9 protein-coding genes, 1 pseudogene and 2 CRISPR repeat arrays are annotated in these 13313 nt (G+C 67.7%); of the genes and pseudogenes, 8 read left to right on the plus strand and 2 right to left on the minus strand.

Features of this window, described 5'->3' with window-relative positions; all coding sequences use genetic code 11:
- Window positions 1-375 precede the first annotated feature (375 nt).
- Window positions 376-1827: direct repeats of the CRISPR family, unit length 29 nt; unit sequence CTGCTCCCCGCGCACGCGGGGATGGTCCC.
- Window positions 1828-1931: 104 nt separating this feature from the next.
- Both RM479_RS16955 and RM479_RS16960 read right to left on the minus strand, forming a co-directional pair.
- Window positions 1932-2168, minus strand: coding sequence for a hypothetical protein (locus RM479_RS16955; protein ID WP_311512688.1), 237 nt, complete (start codon window positions 2166-2168; stop codon window positions 1932-1934).
- Window positions 2169-2314: 146 nt separating this feature from the next.
- Complete coding sequence (locus tag RM479_RS16960) at window positions 2315-2548, minus strand: hypothetical protein (RefSeq protein ID WP_311512689.1); 234 nt, start codon at window positions 2546-2548, stop codon at window positions 2315-2317.
- 198 nt (window positions 2549-2746) lie between these two features.
- Here RM479_RS16960 and RM479_RS16965 point away from each other — a divergent pair, with 198 nt between their 5' ends.
- The 8 genes and pseudogenes from RM479_RS16965 to fxlM all read left to right on the plus strand — a co-directional run bounded on the left by RM479_RS16965 (window position 2747) and on the right by fxlM (window position 12603).
- Window positions 2747-3559 carry a helix-turn-helix domain-containing protein gene (locus tag RM479_RS16965; protein ID WP_311512690.1) on the plus strand — a complete coding sequence of 271 codons (813 nt, stop codon included), beginning with the start codon at window positions 2747-2749 and terminating at the stop codon, window positions 3557-3559.
- A complete protein-coding gene (locus RM479_RS16970; protein ID WP_311512691.1) occupies window positions 3552-3719 on the plus strand; it encodes a DUF397 domain-containing protein in 168 nt (55 codons plus the stop codon). Before RM479_RS16965 ends, RM479_RS16970 begins: the two co-directional genes overlap by 8 nt.
- A gap of 552 nt (window positions 3720-4271) precedes the next feature.
- A CRISPR array of direct repeats spans window positions 4272-4970; the repeat unit is 29 nt; unit sequence GCTGCTCTCCGCGCACGCGGGGATGGTCC.
- A 484-nt stretch (window positions 4971-5454) separates the two neighbouring features.
- Window positions 5455-5991: a DUF6879 family protein gene (locus RM479_RS16975; protein ID WP_311512692.1), complete on the plus strand. Its 537-nt coding sequence runs from the start codon at window positions 5455-5457 to the stop codon at window positions 5989-5991.
- Window positions 5981-6853: a helix-turn-helix domain-containing protein gene (locus RM479_RS16980; RefSeq protein WP_311512693.1), complete on the plus strand. Its 873-nt coding sequence runs from the start codon at window positions 5981-5983 to the stop codon at window positions 6851-6853. Before RM479_RS16975 ends, RM479_RS16980 begins: the two co-directional genes overlap by 11 nt.
- A 95-nt stretch (window positions 6854-6948) precedes the next feature.
- Window positions 6949-7110 (plus strand): FxLD family lanthipeptide, encoded by a 162-nt coding sequence (locus RM479_RS16985; RefSeq protein ID WP_311512694.1) that lies wholly within the window; start codon window positions 6949-6951, stop codon window positions 7108-7110.
- Between the two features lie 63 nt (window positions 7111-7173).
- Window positions 7174-9342, plus strand: a pseudogene (locus tag RM479_RS16990) (lantibiotic dehydratase family protein).
- Window positions 9339-10592: a lanthionine synthetase C family protein gene (locus RM479_RS16995; protein WP_311512695.1), complete on the plus strand. Its 1254-nt coding sequence runs from the start codon at window positions 9339-9341 to the stop codon at window positions 10590-10592. The pseudogene RM479_RS16990 and the gene RM479_RS16995 overlap by 4 nt, the downstream one beginning before the upstream one ends.
- Window positions 10585-12603 (plus strand): methyltransferase, FxLD system, encoded by a 2019-nt coding sequence (fxlM, locus tag RM479_RS17000; protein ID WP_311512696.1) that lies wholly within the window; start codon window positions 10585-10587, stop codon window positions 12601-12603. Before RM479_RS16995 ends, fxlM begins: the two co-directional genes overlap by 8 nt.
- Window positions 12604-13313: the final 710 nt, after the last annotated feature.

Genomic DNA, 13313 nt, shown 5'->3' on the forward strand with positions numbered 1-13313 from the left:
GGACCCCTCCGGGGCGCGGCGCACGCGGGGTGTTCGGGGTCGGGGTGTCCGCTGGTCGGGGGCTCGTTCGGTCGGTCGCTCGGTGGGCGATCCGCGGGGGAGGGCGGCCGGTCGGCAATCCGGTCACCGTCCCGGTCCCGACCAGCACCAGTGCGAGATGATCCGGCTGAGGAGGAGGGTTTCTCAGTGGAGTGCCGTTCTCTGTCCGGTCAAGTCTTCCCTCTCCGGTGCTTCTGCCGAGGAGGTGGCGTTGCTTCGGAGGGTGGGATCCGGTAGTAAGTCGGAAGGCGTGGTTGGCGGGTGGGTGATTTGTCTGTTTCTTGAGAAGTTGCAAAATCGCCTGGTTTCCATTGGAATCTTCCCAGGTCATTTACTCTGCTCCCCGCGCACGCGGGGATGGTCCCAGATGTACGCGGGGTTCCTGGGCGGGATGCTCCTGCTCCCCGCGCACGCGGGGATGGTCCCGATCTCCCCGTGCTCCAGCAGCTTCGGGCCCGCTGCTCCCCGCGCACGCGGGGATGGTCCCGCCGCGTCCGGGTGCCCGTCCGCAACGAGCCGCTGCTCCCCGCGCACGCGGGGATGGTCCCAGCCTGCTGGGCGCCGCCCAGGCCCAGGCGCTCTGCTCCCCGCGCACGCGGGGATGGTCCCGCCGCGATCCCGGCCGCGACCGCCTCGGCCTTCTGCTCCCCGCGCACGCGGGGATGGTCCCGCCGCGATCCCGGCCGCGACCGCCTCGGCCTTCTGCTCCCCGCGCACGCGGGGATGGTCCCCGTTCGTGCTCTACCCGGAGCAAGAGGACTTCCTGCTCCCCGCGCACGCGGGGATGGTCCCCTGCGCAAGGCCTGAGGGCGGCCGGTGAGGGTCTGCTCCCCGCGCACGCGGGGATGGTCCCGGCCCCGGCCGCCAGGACGGCGGTGGCGACCACTGCTCCCCGCGCACGCGGGGATGGTCCCCGGGGCATGTCCCCGGGGTCGGTGTCCGCGCGCTGCTCCCCGCGCACGCGGGGATGGTCCCCTAGTGAGCAACCTCGGGGCCTACTCCGCCCGCTGCTCCCCGCGCACGCGGGGATGGTCCCCCCTGCGCGAGGAGGACCTCGCCCCCTGCGGCCTGCTCCCCGCGCACGCGGGGATGGTCCCCCCGCGCACATGCGCCCGGACGCGACCCCCCCGGGGTCCCGTCCGCCGTACGCTGCTCCCCGCGCACGCGGGGATGGTCCCGCCTCACGCACGATGACCGTGGAGCCCCCCGGCTGCTCCCCGCGCACGCGGGGATGGTCCCCCATGGACATCTACCGTGAGCGCGCCCATCTGCTGCTCCCCGCGCACGCGGGGATGGTCCCCCATGGACATCTACCGTGAGCGCGCCCATCTGCTGCTCCCCGCGCACGCGGGGATGGTCCCAAGGTGAAGTAGTAGGTGAAGTAGTAGCGGTCCTGCTCCCCGCGCACGCGGGGATGGTCCCCAAGGAGCCACCCATGGACCACACGCCCTTCCCTGCTCCCCGCGCACGCGGGGATGGTCCCAGGACGGCGGTCGGATCGGCGGCGCGGACCAACTGCTCCCCGCGCACGCGGGGATGGTCCCTCATCGCATCGGGTCACGGTCGCGGCCTGTACCTGCTCCCCGCGCACGCGGGGATGGTCCTGGCCTGGACAGCGCCGATGACGTTCGTCGCACCTGCTCCCCGCGCACGCGGGGATGGTCCCGCCGACCTGCGCCCCCTGCCCACTTGGCTCAACTGCTCCCCGCGCACGCGGGGATGGTCCCACGTCGAGCATCGAGTTCTCCGCCTCTCGGGCCTGCTCCCCGCGCACGCGGGGATGGTCCCTCGAAGAGGCACTCGCCGAGCGCCTGCGCACGCTGCTCCCCGCGCACGCAGGGCGGTGCAAGGACGAGCCCCGGTCGTATGCCGGCCGGGGCTCGTTCTGCGCGTTAACGGTGGCGGGCCTTGTTCCAAGGGGCGGGCAGCGTCCCTCCGCGTTTGAGATGGTCATGGAGGGTGTTGAAGGCCCGGTCGGCTCGGCGGAGAGCCGTGGCGGGATCGACGCCGGGTTCCTCAATATCGCGCAGGGCCGAGGAGACCTCATCGAACAGCTCATCGGCCCGCTCCCGCTGGGAGCCGGTCGAGGGCCGCTCGCAGCGCACGGTGGCGGGTTCGATTCGGGACATGCTCTCGTCCTCTCCTTCGGGTGGGCGCTGGGCGCGAGTGCGTCGTGGCAGCGTGGTCCGCTCTGCCGGGCGCGGTCCCGGGAGCGCGCGGGTCCGCGGCGCGGTGAGCCGGGCGAATTCCTCCCAGATCAGCGGCTTGCGCGGCATCACAGCCGCCCCAGGAGTTCGGCCACCAGATCGCGGGCGAGCACGTCCTCGTCCCCGGAACGGGCGACGGGGACGGTGACGTCCGGTTCGCCCGGCATCGGCCGCCACCACCGCCGGTCCACGTAACGGACCATCACCCGGCGACCGGCGTACTCCACGCACACGCTCCCGGGCAGATCGCCCTCCATCGCGGCGATACCCCGACGCCGCAAGGCGGAGTGCAGAGCGAGCACGGCTTCCTCGTGAAGTTCCGAAGACGGTGCGGGTGGCATTGGCGGCTCCCAGTGCGTAGCGAACTTGGTACACCTGAAGTGTCCGCTCATGGAAAGCCGCAGGTAAAGCGCGCTGTCTGTCCATCGGCAGTGTTCCGGTCGCTTCGGAATTCCTCGGAATCGCTCCAGCGGGTGCGGCGAATGTGGTCTGCTGAGAACATGCCTCCTGTACCGAAGCAAGTTCTGCTGCGTTATGGCCGAGAGGTGGCGCGTCTACGCACCGAGGCGGAACTGACACAAACCGCTCTGGCTCATCGAGTTCAGAGCAGCAAAAGCCAGATATCGGACGTGGAGCGAGGGAAGGCCCCGCCGTCCCCCGCGCTTCGCAAGGCGCTGGACGGGACGATCGGCTTCGGGAGACTCTCGCGCTTGTGGGAGGACCTGACCGGTAGCAATCGCGCTCCCTGGCTGTCGGAGATCGCGACGGCGATCCAGGAGGCTGAGGCGATATGGGAGTATCAGGCCTTGGCTCTGCCCAGTTACCTTCAGGTCGAGCGCTACGCCCACACCCTGATCCGAACGGCTTTGCCGTGGCTCTCTCCAGACGAACTCGCGAAGAGCGTGGAGGAGCGTGTTACGAGGGCGAAGAATTTCGCGGAGTCACTGCGTCCACTGCTGTGGCTGGTACTCGACGAAACCCTGATCCACCGCCGGTACGGGGGAGTCCGTGTCACGAAGGATCAGCTTACCTACCTCGCTGATCTGGCAGAGAGCGGGCGCATTACGCTACAGATCATGCCGGCCGATCATCCTGGACATCCTGGTAACTCGGGTTCCTTCCGGGTGATCACCATGCGGGACGCCACAGAACTCGCCTACGTTGAGAGCGCCGAAGAAGGGCGCATCCTGACCAGCCCGACGGTGGTCGCTCAACGCAGGATGTTGCTGGGGAGTCTGCAAGGGTTGGCATGGGAACCGGAGACCTCGCTCCGGGCCGTCCGCGAAGAAGTGAAGAGGTTGGTCAGTGACTGAGTGGCACAAGTCGAGCTATAGCGGGGGATCGAATGACTGCTTGGAGGCGCGGGAAGGCTCCCAAGGTGCGGATGTCCGTGACACGCAGAACCGTGAGGCCGGGCACCTGAGATTCGATCGGGTGGAGTGGACCGCACTGGTGCAGTCCGTGGGACGCTGATCTCTTCCCGGTTCTCTCGCCTGGCCCCCTGCGTTTTCGCAGGGGGTTTCTCGTGTGCGGATGTGAATTTCATCCGTGAGCGCGGAAGCGACGGTCCCGCGAGCATGGACCGCATCTACTTCTCAACGTTTTGGGGTCCCGCTCATGGCCGCCGTCCCATGGGCCCCACACGATCGAGGTCGGGGGAGTGGGTCGTGCTCCTGGGTGCCTTCATGTAGTAGCACCGAAGGGACGAGACCGGCTCCTACCAGAGATGCCGAAGGGGACAGGCCGTTGCTGCATGCGGCCATTTGCGCTTCCTGTAGTGCTTCGTCGAGGCAACCGCTCGGCCAGTCCTGAACCGCTTTGATGAACATGTCCTGTATGACCGAGTCCCGCGACATCGACACGGTGTTTTCCTCTCCAGTGCCTCTGCGGGGCAGGTGGCGTTGCTTCGGAGGGTGGGATCCGGTAGGAAGTTGGAAGGCGTGGTCGGCGGGTGGGTGATTTGTCTGTTTCTTGAGAAGTTGCAAAATCGCCTGGTTTCCAGTGGAATCTTCCCAGGTCATTTGGTCTGCTCTCCGCGCACGCGGGGATGGTCCCCAGGCGCACCAGACCGGCTCCAGGCCGGGCCGCTGCTCTCCGCGCACGCGGGGATGGTCCCGATGCCCGCCCCGAACGCCAGCACCAGGGCGGCTGCTCTCCGCGCACGCGGGGATGGTCCCGCTGGACGGTGATTTCGAGGCGGGCGTGGACGCTGCTCTCCGCGCACGCGGGGATGGTCCCCCGAAGCTGATGAGGCGGACCAGGGGCGGGAGCTGCTCTCCGCGCACGCGGGGATGGTCCAGCGGGCTCCCCGCCGTCGCGACCGCCTCGCGCTGCTCTCCGCGCACGCGGGGATGGTCCTAGGGCCTCGGGTTTACCTCGGAAGGTAATCAACTGCTCTCCGCGCACGCGGGGATGGTCCCCAGCGACCCCGCAAGGGGTGCCGCGCCAGCTTCTGCTCTCCGCGCACGCGGGGCTGGTCCCTGGGGGCTGATCTGAGCGGCTGCGGCCAGGGACTGCTCTCCGCGCACGCGGGGATGGTCCCGAGCTGGGCGCCTACACCTACACCTCCCGGATCTGCTCTCCGCGCACGCGGGGATGGTCCCGCCCGCCTGAACCGGTCCGCCCGGCGCGGGCACTGCTCCCCGCGCACGCGGGGATGGTCCCCCGAACCGGGCCATCATCAGCGAGCCCGGCCTCTGCTCCCCGCGCACGCGGGGATGGTTCCGTCGCAGCCATCGCTTCTTGGAGCCTCGGCCCCTCGGATGCTCGGCTTCCTCGTGCTGTCGGCGGTGGTACCCCTCTATCGTTTCCGAGGGGGTCAACAGGAAGGGTGTTAACACGACGTCGATCAATCCTGGCCACGCGAGCCACACGGCAGGTGAAGATCAGTGCCGTCCCCTGACGTTCCCCATGGTCCTCTCTTCAGAGAAGGATTTTATTCGTGGGCGTGAATACTCCCAAGAATCTTGACCGCCACCCCTGGAGTCTCTACCGTGAATTCTGAATTGTGCTGGACGGAAAGGCTGTTTCGTGGCACTTCAGAAGCTTTCTGGTGATTGCAACCGTAACGACTGTCCCGGGGTCTACACGAGCGGAGACGGATCCGTCATCGTTCAAGGGCCGTTGTTGACCTCCACCGAGGGGCTGACCTTCTCCGAGGGAGAGGTGGCCGTTCGCATCCCGGCCCACCTGATCGAGGAGGCCGCCCGTGCGCTTGGAGGGTGAGGCCTGGCAGGAGTTCTTCCACTCTTTCCAGCGGGAGGCGTTCCGACTCGAAACGCTCCCCGGCTATACCGTGCCCGAGGAGGAGGATGAACTGCGCCAGTTCCTGGCCGGGGTGTCCCGACCGGCCCAGGAGTTGCACACCGACACCTACCTGGTCCGGGTCCGTGAACACGTCGAGGCGGGCCGTAGGATGCGCCGGGTACACACCCTCACGAGCCCGCTCAACGACCATCTCCGCTTTCAGTTCGAGTGGGGGTACGCCTTCAGCGTCGCCGCGGGAGAGGAGGTCAACATCCTTGACTTCGCCGCCACCCCTGACCCCGGACTGCCCCAGCAGGACTTCTGGCTCTTCGACGACGAACACGTGGTGCTGATGCACTACGCTGCCGACGGCACCCAGATCGGCCGGGAACTCCTGGAGGGTGTGGATCCCGCCCCCTACGTCCGGTATAAGGACCTGGCCCTGGAACACGCCGTCCCCTTCAACGAGTACTACAAGGCCGCACCGCTTGACCCTTGAGCCCGAACACGCCGACCGGCAGCGCGGCGAACTGGCAGACGCCCTACGTCGCCTGCGCCGCGCCGCCGGTCTGACCGGAGCCAGTCTCGCCTCCCGCACCGGGATGAGCCAGGCCAAGGTCAGCAAGATCGAGAACAACCGCGTCCGCCCCTCGGTGGTGGACGTCGAGCGCATCCTCACCGCACTCGGTGTGCCCGCCAGGGGGGAGGACGGGAGCCGTCTGCTGGAACTGGCGCGCGTGGCCAACTCCGACTACCAGGGTTTTCGCACCGCGCTCCAGCGAGGTTTGGGAGAGCTCCAGCGTGACCTGGCCGCCGTGGAATCCTCCGCCGCCACGATCCGCTTCTTCCTGCCCTGTATGATCACCGGGCTGCTACAGACACCCGAGTACGCTCGGCAGACTCTGGCGCACCCGCTGGTGAACCGGGGCGCGGAATGGCAGTCCGCTCTGGCCCGGCGTCTGGAACGCCAACAGGTCCTCTACCGCACCGGTAAGCGGTTCGTGTTCGTGCTCACCGAGGCTGCGCTGCGGTGGCCATTGTGCCCGCCCGCGATCATGGCCTTGCAGGTGGACCGGATCGCCTCGCTCAGTGAACTGTCCGGGGTGGAGATCGCTGTGGTGCCTTCCGATTCTCTGGTGCCCAGCGGTCCGCTCAACGGCTTCACGCTCTACGACGACCGTCTGGTGACCGTGGAGGTTTTCACTGGGGAGCTCGCCCTACGCGACCCCCGGGAGGTCTCCTACAGCCGGGAGATCTTCGACTTCTTCCACGAGCACGCGCTCACAGGAGAGAGCATGCGTTCTTTCCTGGAAGAAATCGCCCGAGGGTTCCGTTCAGACGCGAAATATGACATTTCGTAGCGCGAATTTATTCGCACCCGAGAAAGCCCTTCAGTCGGTTGTTCCGGGTGCCTAGTGTTTCCCATGCACAAGCCCTTATGGCGAAGGAGCCACCCTTGCAGGCTGCACCGGAAACTCGACAGGACAACCCTTCTTCTCCCTTCACCCTGGACATCCGCCTGATCGAGAACAGCGACACCGCACCGCTGATCAACCTGACCGACGACGGGTGCGGATCCAGCTGCCCCAGCGCTTGCGCCACCAGCGCCTCGGACTGATCGGGCGAGTCGATGGGCGGGCCGGACCGTTCCGGCCCGCCCCCCTTGAGGAGAGCGGGAACCATGGCTGTGGAAACCCCGTCCTGGCGGGTGGTGGGTGACCCCCAAGTGCGTGTCGGTGCACTCGATCTCGCGGATACCGCGGTTCCGGACCTGTCAGGCGCGGATGTCGTCGCATGGATCGAATGGGTGCGTGTGATCTGGGCCGATGAGGGGGTGGCGGAGGCGATCACGCACGCCTCCCCCGCTCTGGCGGAGGGCATCGAGGCACTGTGCGGTCGGCAGGTGCCGGATGTCCCTCTGCGACGTGCTCGCAAGGTGACCGCGGCTCTACTGCGCTACGTGCTCCGCATGCGGTACCGAGCCACTCCCTTCGGGTTGTTCGCAGGGGTGGCACCGGCCGAGTTCGCCGATCGCGCCATGGCCAGGTTCGGAACCCGTCACGAGCGCGTCGCCCAGGTGGGTGGGGTGTGGGTGGCGGAGGTCGTCAGAGAGCTCGTATCGCTGCCCCAACTCTGCGAACGCCTACTGTTGGCAGCGGACGACACCATCGTCGAACGAGATGGTGAGTTCGTGGTCCCGCAGTTCGCCCGCCTGGATCCGGGAAACAGCCCCAGGGAGGTACGGATCCGTGCCACCGCACCGGTCCGTTTCGCATTGGACAGAGCGCGGGTACCGGTCACCTGGGAGTTCCTGATTCAGGAACTCGTCAGTGCTCATCCGAACGGTTCTCGAACGGAAGCCGAGCACATGATCATTCGACTTCTCGATGCGCGGGCGTTGCACCCTCAGGTGTCCGTCCCCCTCACCGCCGAGGACCCTCTTGAGTACCTGTTGAGCGTCCTCTTCGCCCTACGCGCCCACACTCTGCCCCAAGCCCACCCCTAGGTGTCCCGCCTCGAACAGGCTCACTCCGCGATCCGGGCGCACAACCGGATCGGCACCGATTCCGCCTTGCTGAGGAAGGCACAGGAAGCCATCGCGGAACTGTCACCCGCACGACCTCTGGCAGTGGACGTGCGCATCGATGCCCGGCTCGTACTCCCTCCACTGGTCGTGCAAGAAGCCGAGCGAGCCGCCCACCTCCTCGGTGTGCTCTCGACCCACACGGACGGTCTCCCGTCCTGGCGCGGTTACCGGGACCGTTTCGTTGATCGCTATGCGGACCGCCTTGTACCCCTGGCCGAAGTGACGGGTCCCGAAGGGCTGGGGCCACCTCCCGGCCACCGATCACCGGACCACCCCTCATTCCCGAGCGGTCTGCAACAGCGCGACCGATGGCTACTGACCCGAACCCAGGTCGCGGCGTTGGAAGGTGAGCGGGAGATCGTCGTGGACGAACTCGTGGAGGAGTTGTCCGCCGAACAGGACCTGCGTCTACCGGTGCACACCGAGCTGAACGTGCGCGTGGAGTCGTCTTCGCTCCAGGCATTGGAAGGTGGCCGTTTCCGACTGGCGGTGTTGGGCGCCTCCCGAGCGATGGCCACCATGGCAGGGCGGTTCACCGACCTCACCAACGCGAAGGCGGACTGGAACGACCTGTTCTCCCAGATCACCGATGCCGTACCGGTCCAGCTGTCGTTCCCTCCCGTGCGGGCCGCGAGCGCCCACATCGCTCGAACCCCGCGGCTGGTGGATCACGTTCTGCATGTGGGTGAGTATCCGGGCAGCGGGCCGGGCGCCGTGCGGGTGGAGGACCTGTCGGTCGGCGATGACGGCCGCGAACTGTTCCTGTGGTCCCGCACTCTCGGCACTCGTGTCGAACCGTTCGTCCCCCACGCGTTGAACCTGCGCTACGCCCCGCCCCTGGCCCGGTTCCTTGCAGAACTCCCTCGGGCCGACAGGACCGGGCTCACCGGTTTCGACTGGGGCTCGGCCTCGATCCTTCCGTTCCTGCCCCGGGTCCGGTCCGGCCGGGTCGTGCTGGCCAACGCCCGTTGGCGCATCACCACGACGGACCTTGCCCCTGCCAGCGCCTCCTGGCCACGCTGGCGACAGTCCTGGACAGCGTGGGCTCGGCGGCGCGGCGTTCCGGAAACGGTGGAACTGGGGCAGGCCGACCAGAGGCTCCGCTTGGACTTGAAGGAACCAGGGCACCTGTTCCTGCTCCGCACCCACCTGAACAAGGAAGGCCGTGCAGTGCTGACCGAAGCCCCCACCCCCAGCGCCTCCGGATGGTGCGAGGGACGACCGGTCGAGGTCCTCCTTCAACTGTGTCAGAAGTCCGTATGAGTACGCCTTCCACCACCGGCAAGGCGACCGCTGTGGCGACCCATGTCGCCGATCTACTCGCCACCCCTGAACACGGGCGCGCCTGGGCCGGGGGCCGCTGGTGGCCCCAGTCTCTCGCCCAAGGCGCGGCCGGGGTGGCACTGCTCCACATCGAGCGAGCCCGCACCGGGGACGGTCCATGGGAGAGGGCGCAGGCGTGGTTGGAGTGTGCCGTGGCCCAAGGTGTGGACGCCTCTCCCACAGCCCATCTGCACTACGGGGCGCCCGCGCTCGCCTTCGTCCTGAACCGTGCTCAGAGCGTTCGATCACGGTTCGGGCCGCAACTCACCCTGCTCGATGAGGCTGTGAATCGGATCGTCACCGACCGGTTGGAGAGGGCACACGAACGCCTCGCTGCTGGAGAGCTTCCGGTGCTGGCGGAGTTCGACACCATCCGAGGCCTGACCGGGCTCGGAGCCCTGCTCTTGGCTCGCGACGCCCAGAACCCGCGCCTGCGCGAGATGGCCTCCTACCTTGTGGCACTGACCGAACCACTCGTGGAGAAGGGCTCGCGCGTCCCCGGCTGGTGGACCGCGGTCGGCCTCGACGGGAAGGAGGATCCTCGTTTTCCTGGAGGTCACGCGAACACCGGCGTGGCACACGGAATCAGCGGTCCGCTCTCGTTGCTCGCCTTGACCTTGGGTCGGGGTATCGCGGTTGAAGGTCACGCGGAGGCGATCGGCCGGATTCTGGTCTGGCTGGAGACCTGGCAGCAGAACGGCGCGGATGGGGTCTGGTGGCCCTACTGGATCACCAAGGGCCAGTTCGAAGGCATCGAGCACATCGTTGGTCCTCGGCGACCGTCCTGGTGCTATGGCGCTGTCGGGGTCGCCCACGCCCAGTTGGCCGGTGCTCTGGCCCTGCGGGACGAAGCCCGGACGAAGCGGATCAGGCGTGTGCTCGACCGGGAGTTCGCTGCGGCCCCCACCTCTCCTTTGATGAGAGACGCTTCGCTGTGCCACGGATACGCGGGCCTGGCTTTGTCGGCTCACTCCACCGGGGTCGGACACGTCGAGGAACTGCTTTCCCCTGTCCTGGCCGAGGACGACCCGCGCACGATCGCGATGGGGCTGATCACCGGCGGCGGCATCGGTCTTCTGGAGGGCGCGGCCGGAACCGCGCTTGCCCTGCACACGCTGACCTGCTCCGCCACGGAGGTCGGGTGGGCCGGGTTCCTGTTGTGCGGCGACTCGGAGGACGATCGTGGTTGAGGAACAGGGCCAGGTCCTCATCACCTGGTCGGACTGGGAAAGGGCCGAACAAACGGCGGCACGGTTGCCCCCTGTGCTGGATGGCTCTCCGTCCCTGCGGGAGTGGTGGTTCATCCGTAAACGCCCCCACTGGCGGCTGCGCTACAGCGGAGACCCGGGAGCCGGAGATCTCCTCGACACCGAGCTCGAACGACTCCAAGCCCAAGGGCTCGTGTCCGGCTGGGTGCACTCCGCCTACGAACCGGAGACCTTCGCCTTCGGGGGTCGGGCGAGTATGGCCCTCGCCCACCGATTGTTCCAGGCCGACAGCCGCTACACCCTGGCCTACCTCGACCGCGCTTCCACCGACCCGGAACGAGAGCCGGGCCGACGCGAACTCTCACTGCTCCTCGGTTCCGCCCTGCTGCGTGGGGCGGGCCTGGACTGGTTCGAGCAGGCAGACGTGTGGGCACGCGTAGCCGAGCTGCGCCCCTCCACGGAACCCTTCACCCCTGACGACCGGCTACGCGTGCAGGTGCACTCCCTGATGCGCACCGACCCGGGCCGGACCGGCGCCGCAGACCTGTTGAGAGCTCTCGTCCCGTGGGCGGATGCCTTCACCACGACCGGCCGATCCCTGGCCGACCTGTCCAACCGCGGCCTTCTGACCCGAGGCATCAGATCCGTGCTCGCCCACCACCTGATCTTCGCCTTCAACCGGTGGGGCCTGCCCTACCGAGACCAGCACATCCTGACCACGACCGCGAGAGAAGTCGTCATGACCGACACCACCCACACGACCACTTCCTCAGTCGACGCAGACCGGCTCCGGGGAGAACTCGTCGACCGACTACGCCAGAGCGGCAGTATCCGGACAGATGCTGTGGCCGACGCGTTCCGATCGGTACCCCGGCATTCCTTCGTTCCCAACGCCAGCCTGGAAGAGGCCTACGCCAACGCGCCCGTGCACATCAAGCACGACGAGAACGGCGTGTCGATCAGCTGCGGCTCCCAGCCCGGAGTGGTGGCGATGATGCTCGAACAGGCGGCCCTGGAACCCGGCATGCGTGTCCTCGAAGTCGGCGCCGGCACCGGGTTCAACGCCGCCCTCCTGGGACACCTGGTCGGCCCGAACGGATCGGTGACCACCATCGACGTCGACACCGATCTGGCCGACGGAGCACGGGCCCGGTTGAAGGAGAACGGCGTCACCAACGTGCGGGTCCTCCTCGGTGACGGATCCCTCGGCCATCCTGAGGGCGCGCCCTTCGACCGGATCATCGCCACGGTCGGCTCACACGACGTCCCACGCGCCTGGGTGGACCAGCTCGCGCCGGGCGGCAGGCTCATCGCCCCGGTGCGCATCGCCGGGGACGTCTCCCGATCCATCGTCTTCGAAGCCGACGACGACCAGTGGGCGAGTACCGACAGCCGACTGTGCACGTTCATGCCGCTGCGAGGCGGCGGGATCGGCGATGATCCCCGCACCGTCCTGGCCCTGGACGAAGATGCCTCCGTGCTACTCCAGGCCAATCAGGACCAGGCCATCGAACGCGCCCAGGTCCACGAAGTACTGGCCGAACCTTCCCGAACGGTTTGGTCGGGGGTGACGTTCGGCAAGGGACAGCCTCTGGACCCGATGTGGCTGTGGCTGGCCACCCACCTGCCCAACCGCCTCTCACGGATGGCCGCCACTCGGGTCGCCGTGGACAGCCGCCTGGTCTCACCCGGCCTGCCCTGGGGCGATATGGCCGGGGTGCCCGTGGTCGAGCGCGGCCTGGCCTATCTCACCCTGCGCCCCCTGGAGGACCAGCCGGACCGTCACGAACTCGGTGTCATCGGACATGCCGAGGCCGGGTACGTGCTAGCTGAGCAGATGGCCGCGCACGTGGCCGCTTGGGCACCGCACCGGGAGGAACCGTTGAACTTCACGCTGCGCTACGGTTCGGTGCCCGCCGGGGAGAGTGCGACGCGGCGCGTCATGGCGCGAGAGCGTTCCTCCCTGGTGGTCACCTGGGGCGAACCCGCATGATGCTCGAACGGTTGTTCCCCCTCGTTCCGAGGCCTCGCCCACCCGGCCACCGGCTCGCGGACCGAGTGGACATGATCAGTCGTGACGCGGCCCTGACCCGTGACCGGATCGGCCAGGAGGCGCTGGACGCGGCTTCACGTGTCTACAACGGGGCGGCTCTGGTCGCTTCCGACACCGGCCGGTCGGACCTGGCCCGCACCTGGTGCTGGAAGCACACTGAGCACTACCTCCGCCGACTTCCGTTGAGCGGGATGATGGCCCGACGCGCCCTGGAACCCGTGGTGAACCTGGCTCGGTTGCGCATCCGCGCGGGTAGCGGTGAGGAGGCCTTCACCATGCTCACCGCACTTCACGAAGGGGCGAGCGCGCTTCGCCCCATCGTGATCGACGGCCGAGAACTGCCCCTGGATCGCATCACCGCAACCGAGAGGGATCACGCTGAGCTCTGTCAGTGGCTGTGGAGCGTTCTTCTCAGCGATGGGCTCCGGGCCCTGGCCTCGGCAGGCCGATGGGACGAAGCCGCGACTCAGGCCCAACGGCTCGGCGGTGTCGGAGACCGTCTTTTCGACGGGCGTCAGACGGTGATCATCGCTCACCGGTTGTCGGGCAGACCAGAACATGCGCTGTCGCTGGTCGAGGACTCGGTCGTTGACGAACGATGGGAAGTGGCACTCCAATCGGTTCTGAGTCTGTGGTGTCGGGTGGAGACA

It is taken from the genome of Nocardiopsis lambiniae (assembly GCF_031845465.1).
Taxonomy (GTDB): domain Bacteria; phylum Actinomycetota; class Actinomycetes; order Streptosporangiales; family Streptosporangiaceae; genus Nocardiopsis; species Nocardiopsis lambiniae.

Bases quoted from the DNA above. Each gene is read 5' to 3' on its own strand.
- RM479_RS16955 (WP_311512688.1), bottom strand. From the start codon at position 2,168: ATGTCCCGAATCGAACCCGCCACCGTGCGCTGCGAGCGGCCCTCGACC.
- RM479_RS16965 (WP_311512690.1), top strand. From the start codon at position 2,747: ATGCCTCCTGTACCGAAGCAAGTTCTGCTGCGTTATGGCCGAGAGGTG.
- RM479_RS16995 (WP_311512695.1), top strand. From the start codon at position 9,339: ATGAGTACGCCTTCCACCACCGGCAAGGCGACCGCTGTGGCGACCCAT.